10 protein-coding genes and 2 pseudogenes are annotated in these 16,543 nt (G+C 62.4%); 7 read left to right on the forward strand and 5 right to left on the reverse strand.

Annotated features, from left to right (window positions below; translation table 11 throughout):
- Nucleotides 1-76: 76 nt before the first annotated feature.
- Both A6V37_RS26450 and A6V37_RS26455 read right to left on the reverse strand, forming a co-directional pair.
- On the reverse strand, nt 77-2,932 hold the full coding sequence (locus A6V37_RS26450; protein ID WP_064265974.1) for an ATP-binding protein: 2,856 nt from the start codon (nt 2,930-2,932) through the stop codon (nt 77-79).
- Complete coding sequence (locus A6V37_RS26455; protein ID WP_064265973.1) at nt 2,929-4,062, reverse strand: substrate-binding domain-containing protein; 1,134 nt, start codon at nt 4,060-4,062, stop codon at nt 2,929-2,931. Before A6V37_RS26455 ends, A6V37_RS26450 begins: the two co-directional genes overlap by 4 nt.
- A 446-nt stretch (nt 4,063-4,508) precedes the next feature.
- Here A6V37_RS26455 and A6V37_RS26460 point away from each other — a divergent pair, with 446 nt between their 5' ends.
- A complete protein-coding gene (locus A6V37_RS26460; protein WP_100249347.1) occupies nt 4,509-6,209 on the forward strand; it encodes an MFS transporter in 1,701 nt (566 codons plus the stop codon).
- Nucleotides 6,210-6,345: 136 nt separating this feature from the next.
- Here the strand turns inward: A6V37_RS26460 and A6V37_RS26465 are convergent, their stop codons facing one another.
- Together A6V37_RS26465 and A6V37_RS42555 are read right to left on the reverse strand one after the other, a co-directional pair.
- A complete protein-coding gene (locus A6V37_RS26465) occupies nt 6,346-7,275 on the reverse strand; it encodes a LysR family transcriptional regulator (protein ID WP_064265972.1) in 930 nt (309 codons plus the stop codon).
- Between the two features lie 46 nt (nt 7,276-7,321).
- Nucleotides 7,322-8,789: pseudogene (locus tag A6V37_RS42555) on the reverse strand (aldehyde dehydrogenase).
- A gap of 321 nt (nt 8,790-9,110) precedes the next feature.
- Here A6V37_RS42555 and A6V37_RS26475 point away from each other — a divergent pair.
- The 6 genes from A6V37_RS26475 to A6V37_RS40970 all read left to right on the forward strand — a co-directional run bounded on the left by A6V37_RS26475 (nt 9,111) and on the right by A6V37_RS40970 (nt 15,968).
- Nucleotides 9,111-10,301 carry an iron-containing alcohol dehydrogenase gene (locus A6V37_RS26475; RefSeq protein ID WP_064265971.1) on the forward strand — a complete coding sequence of 397 codons (1,191 nt, stop codon included), beginning with the start codon at nt 9,111-9,113 and terminating at the stop codon, nt 10,299-10,301.
- A gap of 60 nt (nt 10,302-10,361) precedes the next feature.
- Nucleotides 10,362-11,534 (forward strand): thiolase family protein, encoded by a 1,173-nt coding sequence (locus A6V37_RS26480; RefSeq protein WP_064265970.1) that lies wholly within the window; start codon nt 10,362-10,364, stop codon nt 11,532-11,534.
- A 70-nt stretch (nt 11,535-11,604) separates the two neighbouring features.
- The gene (locus A6V37_RS26485) at nt 11,605-12,372 is read left to right on the forward strand and encodes an SDR family oxidoreductase (protein ID WP_064265969.1); all 768 of its coding nucleotides are present in this window, start codon (nt 11,605-11,607) and stop codon (nt 12,370-12,372) included.
- Between the two features lie 11 nt (nt 12,373-12,383).
- Entirely contained in the window at nt 12,384-13,187 is an 804-nt protein-coding gene (locus A6V37_RS26490; protein ID WP_064266081.1) for an enoyl-CoA hydratase/isomerase family protein, read from the forward strand.
- Nucleotides 13,100-15,289, forward strand: coding sequence for a CaiB/BaiF CoA-transferase family protein (locus A6V37_RS26495; RefSeq protein WP_242665734.1), 2,190 nt, complete (start codon nt 13,100-13,102; stop codon nt 15,287-15,289). The genes A6V37_RS26490 and A6V37_RS26495 overlap by 88 nt, the downstream gene beginning before the upstream one ends.
- Before the next feature lie 508 nt (nt 15,290-15,797).
- The gene (locus A6V37_RS40970; protein WP_157447905.1) at nt 15,798-15,968 is read left to right on the forward strand and encodes a hypothetical protein; all 171 of its coding nucleotides are present in this window, start codon (nt 15,798-15,800) and stop codon (nt 15,966-15,968) included.
- 267 nt (nt 15,969-16,235) lie between these two features.
- Here A6V37_RS40970 and A6V37_RS42560 read toward each other — a convergent pair.
- Nucleotides 16,236-16,543, reverse strand: a pseudogene (locus A6V37_RS42560) (hypothetical protein); the annotation flags it as partial.

Consider the following 16,543-nt stretch of genomic DNA (forward strand, 5'->3'; position numbering starts at 1 on the left):
GATTGATGAGGACAAACGATGCCCCGGCGGGAGGCAACCGGTTTCGATGGCTCGCATGCGGGTTCTGCGCTCCCAATCATGGGACTTGCCTTCTTTCCAGATATTGTTCGACGAAACTGAGGAGTGCCTTGGATTGGTAATTCTTCGCTAGCTGGCAAAGGTGGTCGGCGAAAGGGCGATAGCGTTCGTCGAGCTCGGTCAGGTGCACGGCGCGTTGCACGATGGTACGCATGTCGCCGAGTCGCGCCAGGTAGTGCAGCGCTTCAATTTCCTCATGCGGCGGCACGATCAAGGTCCCTGTGGAGGGATCCGTGGCACGTACAGCCGCGTGGCCCGCTACGGTGCCTTGCGTCTGCGGAACTTCGTCGCCCCACTCGATATTCAGTAACGCCGCGATCTGTAACAACAGCCCGCTGAAGTCAATCGGTTTTGACAGGAATGCGTTTGCACCGGCTGCCAGGCTTTTCGCCGTATCACTCCCCGAGGCGCCGGCGGAAACTGCAATGATGGGCAGATCCCCGAACTCCGGCATTTCGCGTAGGCGCCGTGTGGCTTCGAGTCCGTCCATTCCAGGCATGACGACATCCATCAGGATGAGCGCCGGCCGCAGCGCTTTGGCTTTCTCCAATGCTTCCAGTCCGTCGCCGGCCTCCACCATGTCGAATCCGAGCTGCTCGAGCATATCGACCGCCACAGCACGGTTTGCTGCAATGTCATCTACTACGAGGACGGTCTTGCGCGCCCCCTTGTAGCCGCTTGCCGTCCATTCGGGCGGAACGGCAGTAGCCTGAGGCGCCACCACCGGGACGTTCAGCTCGAACGAGAAGATGCTTCCCGCACCGCGGCGGCTCTCGACGTGGATCTCGCCACCCATCAGGCGCACGAGCTGCCGGCTAATGGCGAGACCCAACCCCGTGCCTCCAACCCGATGCTGAGCATCGCTCACTTGCTCGAAAGGCCGGAAGATCGTCTCAAGATGCGCTTCTTCTATGCCGATGCCGGTGTCCTGCACTTCGAAACGCAGCCGATTGGGCGGCAGGCAACCGACGCGCAAGCGCACGCCACCCGCCTCGGTAAACTTGATTGCGTTGGAGAGCAGGTTGAGCAGCACCTGGCGCAGCCGTTGTTCGTCGAGCCGCACCCCCGCGGGCAGATCAGGTGCCATCTCGCAAGCGAAGGCCAAGCCCTTTTCCGCTGCCTTCACCCGAATCGTCTCGGCGATGAAGTCGATGAATCGGTCGAGCAGAATGTCGGAGAGGCTAAGCTCCACCCTTCCGGCCTCGATTTTGGCCATATCCAGGATGTCGTTGATGATCGCAAGCAGGTGTTCGCCGCTGCGCTGGATCACCGTGATCCCGTCGACCTGGCGTTGGTCGAGGCTCTTATCGCGCTTGAGAATCTGTGCGTAGCCCAGAATTCCGTTCAACGGTGTGCGCACCTCGTGGCTCATGTGCGCAAGAAAATCGCTCTTGGCCTGGTTGGCCGCATCGGCGTATTCCTTGGCGACGGCCAGTTCAGCGGTTCGCTCGCGGATCATGTCTTCGAGGTGCTCGCGATAGCGCCGCAGTTCCTCTTCGGCACGCTTTTGCTCCGTGATGTCGCGTGAGATGCCGAGCAGGAATTGCGGATCGCCGCGCACGTCGAGGATCGGGATCTTCATCGTGTGTACCAGGCGCGGCCCGTGACGCGTGTGAACCGGCTCCTCTGGCACGTCGACCATCAGCCGCGACTCCAGCACGTCACGATCCTTGAGCGCGAAGAAATCGGCCTCCTGCGTTGGAAACAGGTCATGGACGGACTTGCCGATGAGTTCCTCGCGCCGGGCGCCGAGCAGCTGCTCTCCTGCCTTGTTAAAACGCACGAAGCGCAGCGTCGCCGCATCCTTGACGAAGATCATGTCGGGAATGTTCTCGATGATGCTGTCCAGGAAGTGCTCGCTCGCTCGCGCAGCTTCTTCCGCGTGCTGTCGTTCGACGATCTCGGCCGTCTGACCCGCAAGCGCCGTGCTGAGTTCGGCTGTGCGCTGTGTGACGCGTGCCTCGAGTTCGGCGTTGAGTTCCTTCAGCGCATCCTCGGCCTGCCTGCGCTGGCGCCGGTCTTCGAGGAACTGCTCGACTGCGCGCGCCATATCGGCAATCTCGTCGCCGCCGTGAACGGGGACGCCGACGTGCGTGCCGTCGACATCACCATGCCGCAGGAAGTGGCTGACCCGGCGCAGCCGTGCCACGACGTGGCGACCGAGGAATGCGCGGGCGATCAGCCAGGCTAGCAGCAGGCTCACCGCAACTTCGCCGCCCACCCATTTGCGTGTGCGGTCCACGTCGTCGGCCAGATCCTGGACCGCTTTACGGTAGTCGCGCGTGAAATAATCCGACTGCTGGTGTGCCGCGGCCGCCAATGCGTCGGCCTGGCGGCGCAGATCGTCGTCCAGGCTGGCCAATGACGCTCCGGGCCGCGGCGCGGACGCCGGCGCCGACGCCGACGCCGACGCCGACGCTGTTGCGCTGCCCAGCGCGGTCTCGCGCACCTGCGCCTCGATGTTGATCGTGTTGCGGAAGCGCTGACTGGATCGATGCAGCGCCAGCGCATCGACACCTACATCGTCGCTCGTGGTCGCGGAGGCGAGGCGATCCACCAGGCGGTCGAAGAATGCCAATTGTTCGATGACATGCCGGTGCGTCTCGCGTACAGCGTCCGCCGTATCGTCACTGGACAACTGCAATGCCAGGCGTTCGATCATCACGGTGCGCTGCGCCAGATCCTGTGCCTCCTCCTGGCGCGCCAGCCGCTCTTCGGCCAACTGGCGGATCGCGTGGGCCGAACCGGCCAACGAGTAAATGGTCGTGGCACTGACCGCGACTACCAGGGCGGCCAGGCACGAAACTACCAGCGTGAACTGGGCGGTGAGCGATTGTGGGAGCGGAAGTTTCACGGGCGTTGCCAGATGCGGCGATAGATGTCGCGATAGCCGTCGGCCGGGTCGTAGAGTAGACGATCGCCGCCGTCTGCGGCGATGTTCTCCGCTGTCACGAGATGCACCGGAACCATGTAATCCGTGACGCCTCTCCCGGCGAAGAGCCGGTTCATCTCGTCGACCAACTGCCAGCCGTGCAGATTCAGGGGTTCGGCCACGGTGCCCGTCTGGAAGGTGCCCGCCCGGATACGCAGGAAGGCGGACTCGCTGCCGTCACCAGCCGACAGCATGGCCATGGCGGCGCTCGGCATTCCGGCCTGGGTCAGCACCGGGGCGGCGTAGTCGAAGTAGATGTCGTTGACGGCCAGCGCATGCGTCCAGCGCTTGCCATACCGTGCGAGCAAGGTGCGTGTCGCGCCCGGCATCAGTTCCTGGCTGCGTGAGATCGCCACGTCGTGCACTTCGAGCAAGGTGCAGCCGCTGCACTCGCGTACGACCGCAGCCATTTCATCCGCCTTGGTTTGCGCAATCCGGAAATTGGAGTCGGTAAAGATGACGACTCCCGCATGCCCGCCGGACTGCACGATAGCCGCCAGCGCGGTCACGCGCGCGACCTCAAGCGGATCTGTCTCCACGTTCATCGCCACGGGCGTGCCAGGTACCGGTCCGGGTTGGGCCGCGACATGCCAGCCGACGATGGGAATGCTCCGCTCGGCAAACGGCCGCAGCCCGGGCAACAGGGCGCGCGCATCGCCACCGACGATGATCAGACCGTCTGGATGACTTGCCAGTGCATTCGCAAGCATCTTCAGCCGCAGGTCCGGCGTGCCGCCAGAATCGAATATCCTTACGCTCCAGCCGATGACTTTGGCCGCCTCCAGCACACCGTCGACAACGCCGACGATGCCGCCATTGCGCAAATCCTCGGCGACGATAGCGACGCGTTTCCCGGGTTGTGCGCGCGGCCCATTGCGCGGGCCGTTCCAGGGTGCAGCGGGTTGCGCCGCGACATCGACGACACGCTTCGCTTCGGCCAGATAGTCCTTCGCCGCGACTGTGGTCCCGGGCAGCGGGGCAGTCGGCATACCCTGCGCCGCGGCAACCGAAAGCACGCACACGCAACTCCATGCCAGAAGCAAGCCCCTCATGCTGTTCCCCAAGGGCCCCATCGGGGTTAAATGACCGCATTGACGACGCACCTGAATGCCTCGCGCTGGGTGACCCTGCGAATAAAGATAGTACACCCCGATGGCAGCGAGTTATCGGTCATGCGCTGCCGCCGCGCGCGAGCAGAGCGATGACCGTTCGCTAGTTCGTCGAGAGGTGTGGTCCGCCGAGCGCAACGTGCGAAGTCTGATTGGTGTCCGGCGGTGCTGTGTTCCGCTATCTGTCATCGCGCGACGCGATGGCAAGCTCGTGAAACGATGATTCGCAAGCGTCGACCGTCGGAGGATTATTGTCTGGGCGCGACAGGCGTGAAGCTGTTGAGGCACGTCTGGGAAGGGCAGGGACGCCCGTTGAATGGCGTCTTGGCGAGCGCGCTTAAGGATCGCATCGAAAGCCATCCGGACATACCTATTTTCACGGAGACAGCATGCAACCCCTCATCGCGGGAAACCTTGACTCGCGCGCTTCCGCCCGTGGCATCACGCGCGCAGAGAGGCGTGTGATCATCGCCGCTTCGCTCGGAACGGTACTCGAACTGTACGATTTCTTTGTCGTCGGGCTTCTGGCGAACGAGCTGGCAAAGGCCTTCTTTTCGGGAATCAATCCCGCAGCCGCCTACATTTTCACGTTACTCGGCTTTGCCGCCGGCTTCGTGCTGAGACCGTTCGGCGCATTGGCGTTCGGACGCATCGGAGACCTCTTCGGCCGAAAGCGAACCTTTCTCGTGACGATCGTCATGATGGGCGCATGCACGTTCGGAATAGGCCTGATACCGGGCTACCCGATCGTCGGCATTGCGGCTCCGATGCTGTTCATCGGCATGCGTCTGCTGCAGGGGCTGGCGCTAGGTGGCGAGTTCAGCGGTGCGGTGATTTATGTCGCGGAGCACGCGCCCGCCCGCGCTCGCGGCGCGTGGACATCGTGGATCATTCTGACTGCGGCGCTCGGTCTGCTGCTATCGTTTGCCGTCGTGCTTCCGCTGCGCGTCCTCGTCGGCAAGGACGCGTTCGTGGACTGGGGCTGGCGTATCCCGTTTCTCGTTTCGAGCATCCTGCTTGCGATCTCGGTCTGGGTTCGACTGAAGCTGGATGAGTCGCCAGAGTTTGCGCGGATGAAAGCGGCGGGGACGTTGTCGAAGGCGCCGATCGCGGAAACGTTCGGCCAGTGGAAACATCTGAAGCTGGTGCTGATCGCTTTCTTTGGCATGGTGGCCGGCCAGGCAGTGGTCTGGTACACGGGCCAGTTCTACACGATGTTCTTCCTGACGAAGGTACTGAAGGTGGATGACGCGAGCGCCAACCTGCTTGTCATTGGCGCGACAGTGGCGACTGCTCCGCTGTACTTCTTCTTCGGATGGCTGTCCGACCGCATCGGGCGCAAGCCGGTCTTTCTCTCGGGCTTGCTGCTCGCCGCGCTCTGTTTCCTTCCGCTTTTCCGGATGATGAGCCATTACGCCAATCCCGCGCTGGAACGGGCGCAGCAGCAGGCGCCGGTTGTCGTGGTGGCGGACATCAGCCAATGCGCGCTGCAATTCAATCCCACCGGGACCGCGACCTACAGCAGCAGTTGCGACGTGGTGAAGGCAACCCTCGGGAAGGCAGGCCTCAGCTACACGACGGTGCCTGGTCCGTCGGGTGCGGTGGCGCAGGTCAGGATCGGTGCGGACCGGATCATCGGGTACGACGCACGTGTGTCCGACGCACACGTGCAATCCCGTCTCTTCGATAACGCGCTACGCGCGGCGTTGTCGCGCAACGGCTACCCGGAGGGGACAGCGGACCTTGCTGCGATGAACATGCCCATGCTGTTCCTGCTGCTCGTCATCAGCTTGAGCTTCGGGACGATGACGTTCGCACCGTCGTCCGCGATGCTGGTCGAGCATTTTCCGTCGCGCATTCGCTACACAGCGATGTCGTTTCCGTATCACCTCGGGTCCGCCATTTTCGGTGGATTCCTGCCTGCCGCCGCATTTGCAATCGTTGCTGCCACAGGCGACATATTTTCCGGTCTGCGATATCCCGTCACGGTGGCGAGCATGGCCTTCGTCGTCACGTTGTTTCTCGCGAAGGAGTCGCGGGGCAAACCCATTGCGGACGCTTCGCCAGTCCAGGCATCCCAGTCGAGGTAAACGACTTGCACAATAAGTTGCTGACGCACTGGGCGTGCGCGGGGCCGCGTCGTTGGCGGACAGCGATACGACAATCGTCTGCCCGGCGCCGCGCAAGATGAGCGTGCGGGACGCCGAAGGCATTCACGCCGCGTGTCTAGCCTGATCGCTTGCGATCTGTGCCGTCGTTCTCCGCTTCACCCGTCTGCTGTAAATGATCGACCAGCAGACGGGCCGCCACCGGCAAGCTGTCATACGAACGAATGCAGATATTCAGTTTGCGCGTGGTCCACGACGCGTGCAGCGGAATGAGCCGGATGCCGAAGGTTTTCGCATAGCGTTGGGCCAGCCTTCTCGGCATGATTCCCAACCCCATGTTCGCTTCCACCATCAGGCAAACGGCATCGAAGCTGTTCACCTGCATCCGGAACTTCACCGGAAGGCCCAGTTCGCTGCTCGCCTTGATCAATTGCAGGTTGATAAAGCTGCCTGTCTGAAGGCCGACCAGGTGGTGTTCGAGCAGGTCCGCGGTTGTGAGCGATGCGCGACGGCCCAGCGTATGCCGCTGGGGTGCAACGACGACCAGATGATCCTCCCGGTATGGCAGGACCGTCACGCCCTCGGGCTGACTGCCGAGGTCGGCGTAAAAGCCTATATCGGCGGCATTCTGGGCCACGCCGCGCAGCGTCACCGTGCTGATCTGCTCTTCGAGTTGCAGTTGCACCAGCGGATACTTCTCGATGAAGGTTTGCAGATCGTGCGGGAGGAACTGCGCGATAGTCGACACGTTGGCGAAGATGCGAACGAGGCCACGCGTGCCGCTCGAATAGTCGCGCATCGACGCGTACACGTTGTCGAGATTGTTGATCACGCCGCGCGCCAGGTTCTGCAACGCGGCGCCGGCGATGGTCAGCTCGATGCCCTTGTTGCTCCGGGCAAAAAGCTCAGTCGCAAGAATGGCCTCGAGATCGGAGATCCGCTTGCTGATTGCGGAGGCGGCAATGTGCTCCCGTTCGGCCGCCGCCGCGATCGTGCCCAGTTCGGCAACCGTCAGAAAAAGTTTCAGCGATACCGGATCGATTCGCATCGATAGCCCCCGCGTTCTCCGTATGAGAGCCCCGATTGAAGCATATTTACCTGGACAACACGAATGGGTTCGCAATCCCCGGAACAGGATTGATGAACACGCTCCTGGCTTCGAGGTATTCGTGGATGGCACGCACCCCGTTCTCACGACCCATCCCGGACGCCTTGACACCGCCGAAAGGTGCCATATAGCTGACCACGCGATATGCGTTGACCCATACGGTACCCACGTGCAATCGACGTGGAAGGGTGATCGCTCGTTGCAGGTTCTGTGTCCAGACGCCTGCTGCGAGGCCATAAGGACTGTCGTTGGCGATCGCAACGGCTTCGTCCTCGGTGTCGAACGGAATGACTGCCAGCACGGGACCGAACACCTCTTCGCGCGCTATGCGCATGTCGTTGCGCACGCCGGTAAAGATGGTTGGCTCGACAAAAAGTCCCTGTTCGCAACCTGGGCGACGCGAGCGCTCGCCGCCCAGAACGCAACGTGCGCCTTCGGCTTTCGCGATGGCGATATAGCTGAGGGTCTTGTCGAGTTGAGGCAGCGTCGACACGGGGCCGATGTGGGTCGCCGGATCGCTGGGATCGCCGAGGCGCGCCGTCTTCACGAATTGCGTGAATCGAGGACTGCACAAGGAGCCGCGAGCCGGCCATGCAGGTCTGTCCCGTCGCCGCGAAGATGCCTGAAACCACGCCCTTGACCGCATCGTCAAGGTGTGCGTCTTCGAAAACGACGTTGGCCGATTTGCCACCCAGTTCCAGCGACACACGCTTGAACGTTTCCGCTGCGCTCAACGCCACCGCGCGCCCGCCGCTGTCACTGCCGGTAAAGGCGACGCGCGCCACCAGCGGATGAACGACCAGCGGTTGACCGACCTCGCTGCCGAATCCCGTGACGACATTGACGACGCCAGGCGGAAAACCCACTTCCTCGCAGAGCCTGGCGAACTCGAGCGTCGACGCCGACGAGAACTCCGACGGTTTGATCACAACGGTGTTGCCGGCTGCAAGGGCCGGCGCTATCTTCCACGCAGCGAGCAGCAGCGGCGAGTTCCACGGCGCGATGGCCGCGACCACGCCTAACGGCTCATAGGTCACGTAATGCATCATGCCGGGCCGGTCGATCGGCGTGACAGCGCCTTCGACCTTGTCGGCGAGGCCGGCGTAGTAATAGAACCACTGCGGCAGATACTCCATCTGCGCGAGCATCTCCGCTTTCAGCTTGCCGTTGTCCTTGACCTCCATATCGGCGAGATGCGCGGCGTTGGCCGCGATTGCGTCGCCGAGACGGTGCAGCAGCAGGCCACGCGCGCTTGCTGTCGTGCGCGCCCATGGGCCGCTCTCGAAGGCCGCGTGCGCGGCCTTGACCGCGGCGTCGACGTCTTGCGCGGTCCCACGCGGGAAGCGGGCCCACGGCTGGGCGGTGTAGGGATCCGTGCTCTCGAAGGTCTCGCCGTTCGACGCGCCGCGCCATGTGGCGCCGATGCGCATTTCAAATGACTTCATCTGTCTCATCCTGTCGGTTTATGGACTATGCCCCGCGACACGCGCCGCGTCAGGTGCCGAGTGTGCGCGGGGCGCTCGACAGCGCAAAGTGTCCTTTTGCGAACGCGCCATCGCCATCCGCGATGGCGGGGAAACGATCGGATCGTGCGCCCGATTCCGACGCCGGATAAGGTGCGATACGGATAACTAACCGCTGATTGCGGGTGTCATTCGAGCCGTCGTTTTTGGAGATGGCAGACTCGCAAAGCAATGGTTTTCAGCCGATCGCGACGCAGACATGATTCGAACTCACCACCTGTCGAACCCTGTGTCAGCACCGGACGAATCCAATTGGAAAACTTCACCCTTCGAGAACCGCGCTATCGCTTCACCGGACACGAACGTGTCCTGCACGACGTATCTGCAGCGAATGCGCTTCCCGGCCTCCTGTCCCTGTTCGGCTACGAACGCGTATTCCTGGTTTGCTCCAGATCGATCAACACAAAGACGACGATCGTCGAGGAACTCAGCGCATGTCTTGGCAGCCGGCTGGTGGGTTTGACCGATGAGGTCGGCGAGCATTCTCCGTTGTCGAATGTGCTGAAGGCCGCACGTCATGCGCGGGACGTCCGCGCGGATGTCATCGTGGCGGTGGGAGGCGGTTCGGTCATGGACATGTGCAAGGCGATGCAGCTTTGCATATCAGAGGACGCATACGACCGGGACGCACTGCTCAAGCTGCAGTTCGTGCTCTCAGAAGACGGAACCGAGATGCTGACCACGTCGCGAGCCGCGCCGCGCATCCGGCAGATTGCCATTCCGACCACGCTGGCAACTTCCGAGTGGACGCCGGTCAGTACCCCGATCGATGACGAGACGCGTCTGAAGGCGCGCTTCGTCGTTCCAGACGGCTCGCCGCGCGCTGTCATTTACGACCCTGCGATTCTCGGTCAAACGCCGTCCCGTCTGCTGCTGTCGACGGGGATCCGGGGTCTCGATCATGCGATCAACACCGCGTGTTCTTCGTCCCCGCACCCGTTTGCAAGCCTGCTCGCCGAAAAGGCCATTCAGCTTTACATGGAGAACCTGCCGCTCCTGAGGGGCAGGGCGAGCCGCGAAGCATTGATGAACTGCCAGCTCGCCACCTGGTACACGGGAATGGGACAGATGTCGGTGCCGCATGGTTTCAGCCACTGGATGGTTCACATCGTCGGCCCCTATGGCGGGATCGCGCACAGCGACGCAGCGTGTGTGCTGATGCTCGCGCAAGCCAGGTGGCTCGACGGGTGGGCCGAGCCCCAGCACAGCCGGCTTCGCGCTGCGCTGGGCCAGCCAGACCGGCCGTTTCATGAAATCCTGCGCGAACTTCTGATACGGCTGGAGATGCCGATGACCCTAGACGACCTCGGACTGAGCCGCCAGCGGGTGGAAGCGATGATGCGTCCGGCGCTGGAGCATCCGATGGTCACGCTCAACAACCTTCGGCCAATCCGCACGGAGGAGGACCTGCGCGCCATTCTGGAGCTCGCGTGGAAAGCGTGACGTCGCGCGGATCGATTCCCCCAATCCTTGAATCCCGTTTTGAACGCAGTGGAGATATAAATGCGTAACGTCCTGATAGGCGGCATCGGAATGACGCCGTTTGGCAAGTTTCTCGACCGCAGCCTGAAGTCGCTTTCGGAAGAGGCCGTGGGTCACGCGCTGCGCGACGCGCGCGTGACAGCGGACGACGTCGAACGCGTTTTCTTCGCGAATGCAGCAGCTGGCGTTGTTACCGGACAGGAGATGATTCGTGGTCAATCGTCGCTGCGCAACACGGGCCTGGACGGCAAGCCGATTTACAACATCGAGAATGCTTGCGCATCCGGTAGTTCGGCCTTGAACCTCGCGTGGCTATCGGTGGCATCGGGGCAGGCCGAGACCGCGCTAGTGGTCGGGGTTGAAAAACTCTCGCATGAGGACAAGGCGGTCTCGTTCGGCGCGTTTGCGAAAGCAGTGGATATCGACGAACCGCTGGCGGGCGACGTCAAGGCTGGCAGCGGCTCGCTCTTCATGGACCTCTACGCAGCCAAGGCCCGCAAGTGGATGGTCAAGACCGGCGCCGACGCGAGCGATTTCGCGAGAGTGGTAGTCAAGAGCCGACGCGCGGGCTCCCTGAACGTCGCCGCCCAGTTCCGGAAAGAGACCACGATCGATGAAGTGCTGATGAGCCGCATGATCAGCGATCCGTTGACGCTCTTCATGTGCTCGTCGATTGGAGATGGCGCGGCCGCGGTGTTCGTCTGCTCCGAAGCGTACGCGGCGAAGCGCGATATCCGTCCGGTGTTCATCCGCGCGAGCGCGATCGTGTCCGCGAAGGCCGATGGCAGCGGGGATCTGGTTGCCGTCAGGGCTGCCCATGTGGCCTACGAAGAAGCGGGCATTGGACCGTCGGATGTGCATGTCGTCGAACTCCATGACGCGTCGGCCCCGGCCGAGCTGATTCACTACGAAAATCTGGGTCTTTGCGCGCCCGGTGAAGGTCCCGCGCTGATCCGCTCGGGCGACACGGACATCGGCGGGCGCATCTCGGTGAACCCGAGTGGCGGGCTGCTCTCGCGCGGTCATCCGCTCGGCGCCACGGGCGTCGCCCAGATCGTCGAGCTGACGCAACAGCTGCGGGGCACAGCGGGCGCGCGCCAGCGTCCGGGTGCAAAGGTCGCGCTCGCCGAAAACAACGGTGGTCAACTGGCGGGCGACTCCGCCGTGGCAGTGGTCACCATTCTCTCGACCTGACGCCGTCCACGGGCCGTTCAGCCGGTCGCGCATGACAAAGCGGATCCACCATTTCCACACGGACAGCACCATGAATTCTGCAGAGAGAAGCAGCGACGCCGAAGTCGCAATCGTCACCGGTGGCGCCAGGGGCATTGGGCTCGGCATCGCCACCGTCCTCGCGCGTTACGGCCGTCGCGTGGTCCTCTTCGATCGCGATCGCGACAGCCTGAATGAGGCGACGGCGTCGCTGTTGGCTGCGGGGGCCGACGTGTGCGGCATGGCCGTCGATGTAACGAGCAGCGAATCCGTCAATCACGCGATCGATGAAGTCGCGCAACGTTTCGGCGCGATCCACGTTCTGGTGAACAACGCCGGTATCGTGCGCGACAAGCGCATCACCAGAATGAGCGACGACGACTGGGACACGGTGGTCGACGTGAACCTGAAGTCCCAGTTTCTCTGCTGCCGCGCGGTGTTGCAGCATATGGCGCGGGCGGGCTACGGACGCATCGTCAATATGTCCTCGCGGGCGTGGCTGGGCGGTGTCGGGCAGGCGAACTACGCCGCGGCAAAAGGCGGCGTGGTGAGCCTGACCCGCAGTCTGGCGCTGGAGTGGGCGAGCGCTGGCGTGACGGTGAATGCGATTGCGCCGGGTATCGTCGACACACCGCTTTTCCGGGGATACGACGTGGATTTGCAGGAGAGGCTGCAACGATCCGTCCCGGTTCAACGGATCGGAACGCCCGAGGATATTGCGCAGGCAGTGCTCTTCTTTACGCAGAAGGAAGCCTCTTATGTCACGGGGCAGGTCCTCTATGTGTGCGGCGGCCGGTCGCTTTCGTCGCCGGGCGTGTGAGGGGAACGACCATGGCGATTCACTACGCAGTAAGGGACCATATCGCAACGGTGACCCTTGACCGTCCGGATGCGCTCAACGCGCTCGACCTCGCAAGCCTGGGCGACCTGAGAGATGCACTCAGTCGCGCGCGTGATGATGACGCTGTGCGCGTGATTGTTCTTACGGGTGCCGGCCAGAAATCGTTTTGTGTGGGTGCGGATCTGAAAAAGACACTTCCGCCTTCGACCGGCTTCGGTACGTCGTTCGTTAAATCGATCGATCGCTCGGCGGCCGAAGGCGTCTATGTCCGCCTGATGGACTTGACCTCGTTACGGATCTTCAAGCCGATCATCGCGGCTATCAACGGCTATTGCCTGGGCGGCGGCCTCGAGCTCGCGCTTCAGTGTGACCTGCGCGTCGCGTCGACCCATGCTGTTTTCGGTTTGCCGGAAGCCGTTGTTGGCAGCATCCCCGCAGTCTGCGGCATTCAGTTGCTCCAGAAAGCGGTGCCGCCTGCCGTCGCGATGAAGATGCTGCTCACCGGATGCAGGATCGATGCGTCGTACGCAGAGCGAATCGGCCTGGTGTCCGACCTCACGGCTCCTGAGTCGCTGATGGACACGGTGCGGGAACTCGCCAGGGCAATCGCGGACAACGGTCCGCTCGCGCTCCAGATGATCAAGAAGGTGGCGGAAACCAGCAGCAATGTGCCGCTGACTCAGGCTATCGAATTCACCGAACTGGCATGGGGCGTGATCCGGGATTCGGAGGATCGGATCGAAGGGCGAAAGGCGTTCGCCGAAAGAAGAAAACCCCGGTTTCGTGGCCGGTAAAGAGCAAGGAGACAACCATGCTGAACGGAGCAAGGATTCTCGCCTGCGGCTCACGGAGTGCGGTCCGCATGAGTGCGAGACTCCTGGAGAGTGCTGGGGCGTCGGTCGATGTCATCGATCCGGAGTGCGTTGCGGAAGAACAAGGCCTTCAGCAATTCCAGGCCTATGACGCGGTCATTGTCTCGACAGATACGTGTGCGGCGACACTAAAGCGCGCAATCGGCGAGCTTCTGGCGTCCGGCTCCATTATTGTGTGCAACATCACCGCGACCGGTCCGCAAAGCGCCCGTCAGGGCATGCGCTGGTCGGATGGCCAGATTCAGGCGATAACCGGTTTGATGGATACAACTGGCTTTGCAGACGGCGAGCCTGTCAGGATCGGCATTCCGCTCACGGAAGTCTCCGCGGCCATGTACGCTGCGTCGTCGATCTCAGCAGCACTTCGGGTCAGGCAACTTCGCGGGTTCGCACAGAACGTCGATGTCACGTTGTTCGGTTGCGCGGTCAGCGCGCTGACAACGTTCCTGCCGAACGCGTTCGTCGGTCGGATGGCTGGGCGCGTCGGCAATCGTCATCCCTCGTGCGCGCCGTGGAACGCCTACCGGACGAGGGACGGCTGGGTGCTCATCTGCACAAGCTCCGAAGACCAGTGGCACAAACTTAAGCATGCCGCGCGTATCGACGGATGCGACGATGAGCGGTGCAGTTCGCTTGCGGCGCGGGTGAAGAACGCCGACTACCTCGACCGGATCATCGAAGCATGGACGACTACCTTGACGACCGATGAATGTTCGACGCTCTGCGAGCAAGCAGGCATAGCAGCCGGTCCGATCGTATCCATCGACGAGTTGGCGCACGAGGCCAACTTCGGCCTGCGCCATCCGGTAGCGTCGCAGCGGATGCAAAGCGCGGGCATTGATAGCGAAACGTATCGGGACGTGTCTGCGTTCCGTGCGACTTCGCTCGTTTCCAGCCGTCATCCAGTGCAAACGGTATGTCGCACCGAAGAACGAACGTCTGCTACGCCGCGCGAGCGCGATGCGGACCATCCGGCGCCGGAGAGCACAGGGCCGCTCGCTGGCATAAAGGTCATAGAGATCGGTCAATACACGACCGCACCGCTGGTGGGCAAGCACCTTGCGGCCATGGGCGCGCAGGTGACCAAGGTCGAACCTCCCAACGGAGAGACCGCCCGGGAATGGGCGCCAGGTCAGGGCGGCACGAGTTACTTTTTTGCGTTGAACAACACGGACAAGCACACAATCTCAGCCGACCTCAAGCAGGCGGCCGGGCGCGACTATCTGGAACGGCTGCTCGCCACCGCCGATGTGCTGGTGGAGAACCTGCGGCCGGGCGCATTGGCGAAACTGGGTTTCGACAGGGACGCGCTTGCGAGGATCAACCCACGGCTGATCTACTGCTCGATTTCGGGGTTCGGAATCGAGTCGGCCTATCCTTCGCGACCGGCCTTCGACACCGTGATTCAGGCGACGGGCGGGCTAATGGATCTGAATCGTACCGGGGGCGCGCCTGTGAAAATGGGCGTTTCGGGTGCGGACATTCTGGGCGGCCAGGTGGCACTCTTCGCGGTGGTTTCCGCACTCGCCGACGAGAACCGGAAAGAGGGCGTGTTCCTGGAAATCGCCATGCAGGATGTCGCCGCATGGTGCTCGCTGTTTTCCGCTGGGAACCCCGTGCCGGATGGCATGGCTATTCGCTGCGCCGACGGCTACGTCTGGCTCGAAAGCAGTGGTCGCCATGATCTGGAGTCGCTTGAAATTTTCACTCGCCGTCTACAGTGGAGCAAAGCAACGCGAAAGCGCGCGGTCTCGGAAATAGAGGCGCTCGGGATTCATGCGGTATTCGTCACCCGAGTGGATGAGTTGATCGACGACAGCGATTTTCTGTCCGACATGCTGACTGTTGGTCGCGATCCCGACGGTGCCTTCTGGCCAATACTCAAAGTGCCGTACCGGTTCTCGCGCACTCCGGCAAAGGTCCGGACTGTGCCGGGTCCGCCGGAGTCGGTCGCGGTCGACGACGCGTCGGGCATGAAATCTATCGCCGGCTTGCCGGTTTCGACGGACGGTCCTTCTTCCTGAACGGATCGTCGGCCGTCGAGTAAAGATGTGTGAGGAGATCGGCTTCGGGCAGCGATCACGCGCTCGCACCGATGCGTCCGGCTGGCGGCGTACCTGGCAGGCACTTCCTCGTTAGCCGCAAGGAACGCATTGCAGCTTGCGGCTGTGGGTTTGTTGGAGTCGTTCGAATCCTGCGTTCACGTTCGAGCAAAACCTTCGCTATTGACGTCCGCGTTCGCATGAGGAGCGGACAGTCGAGCCTTTGCTTCAATCGGCGGCTCAGTGTCGACAAGGGAAATTCGCGGCGAGGCCGAGCGGGTGACTGACGGGCGCTGGCCGAACTTCCGGGTTCGGCCATGAAGCGTCATTCGCTCGCCGTGTCGCTCGGATGTCCAGACGTCGGCTCAGCACCCAATAACGGCCGTTGAGTTTCATCGCACATGTTTCTGGCGTTCACGCATCCTCGGTGACGCCGCGCGTAAGCGCCGGTTGACCCACTGGTGCAAAAGTCTCACGGACATACCAAGGCATGACGACTACGTTGACGAGCCTTCTCGGCCCCGTCGAAGACTATTGTGAAATCGGACAACTTGATGATTTGCTGAGAGGTCGTGGTGCAGTCAATGCCGACATTGACGTCCTGCACCACATCCCCCCCTTGGTCGCGGCGGAAATGGCGGTGGTATTTCGGATCGGATGACCCGTACATTTTCGGATGGCTTGCCGCGCTTCCTGCGCGTGAAAAACGCGGTGGCTTGTACCTGGCACGTTATCGTGGCAGCGGCAGGAAAGTGCGCGCGGCCGCTGACGGCTTCCCGGGACAGCCAAGGCGATCGTCGCACTTCGCAACAATCGCATCGAGTCGGTGCAGCACCAGGAATGAGGGGTGTCGGACGCCCCCGAACGATGCCATGCGCGCACGCGCCGCGCCTCATCCGAAAATCCGAAATGAGGCGCAGCGCGTTTTTTATTCGAGCTGGTACTTCTCGCGCACCAGATGCCCGATCCCCGTGCGGTCGAGGATCGCGAGCGGGCAAAGGAAGGTCACGCGCACCGTGCCGGGCAGCCGACTGATATCGATCGAGCCCGTGATCGTCGCGCGGTTCAGGACCTCTTCGTACGCGAGCCCCGGCACGGCCGCGGCGCGCCGCAGGCCGTGACGGGGCTCGCGTACGAAAACCGGCTCTTCTACACATCTCCGAGCCCACGAGACAAGAGGGCAACTCGTAATCCGTCGGTGGTCAGAAAAAAAACAAAAAGAGAGAACGAGTACAA

The organism is Paraburkholderia ginsengiterrae (assembly GCF_001645125.1).
In the GTDB taxonomy this organism is placed as follows: domain Bacteria; phylum Pseudomonadota; class Gammaproteobacteria; order Burkholderiales; family Burkholderiaceae; genus Paraburkholderia; species Paraburkholderia ginsengiterrae.

What these genes read in the sequence shown, in the direction of transcription:
- A6V37_RS26455 (WP_064265973.1), bottom strand. Translation starts at nt 4,062, where the DNA reads ATGAGGGGCTTGCTTCTGGCATGGAGTTGCGTGTGCGTGCTTTCGGTT.
- A6V37_RS26460 (WP_100249347.1), top strand. Translation starts at nt 4,509, where the DNA reads ATGCAACCCCTCATCGCGGGAAACCTTGACTCGCGCGCTTCCGCCCGT.
- A6V37_RS26465 (WP_064265972.1), bottom strand. Translation starts at nt 7,275, where the DNA reads ATGCGAATCGATCCGGTATCGCTGAAACTTTTTCTGACGGTTGCCGAA.
- A6V37_RS26480 (WP_064265970.1), top strand. Translation starts at nt 10,362, where the DNA reads ATGCGTAACGTCCTGATAGGCGGCATCGGAATGACGCCGTTTGGCAAG.
- A6V37_RS26485 (WP_064265969.1), top strand. Translation starts at nt 11,605, where the DNA reads ATGAATTCTGCAGAGAGAAGCAGCGACGCCGAAGTCGCAATCGTCACC.
- A6V37_RS26490 (WP_064266081.1), top strand. Translation starts at nt 12,384, where the DNA reads ATGGCGATTCACTACGCAGTAAGGGACCATATCGCAACGGTGACCCTT.
- A6V37_RS26495 (WP_242665734.1), top strand. Translation starts at nt 13,100, where the DNA reads ATGGGGCGTGATCCGGGATTCGGAGGATCGGATCGAAGGGCGAAAGGC.
- A6V37_RS40970 (WP_157447905.1), top strand. Translation starts at nt 15,798, where the DNA reads ATGACGACTACGTTGACGAGCCTTCTCGGCCCCGTCGAAGACTATTGT.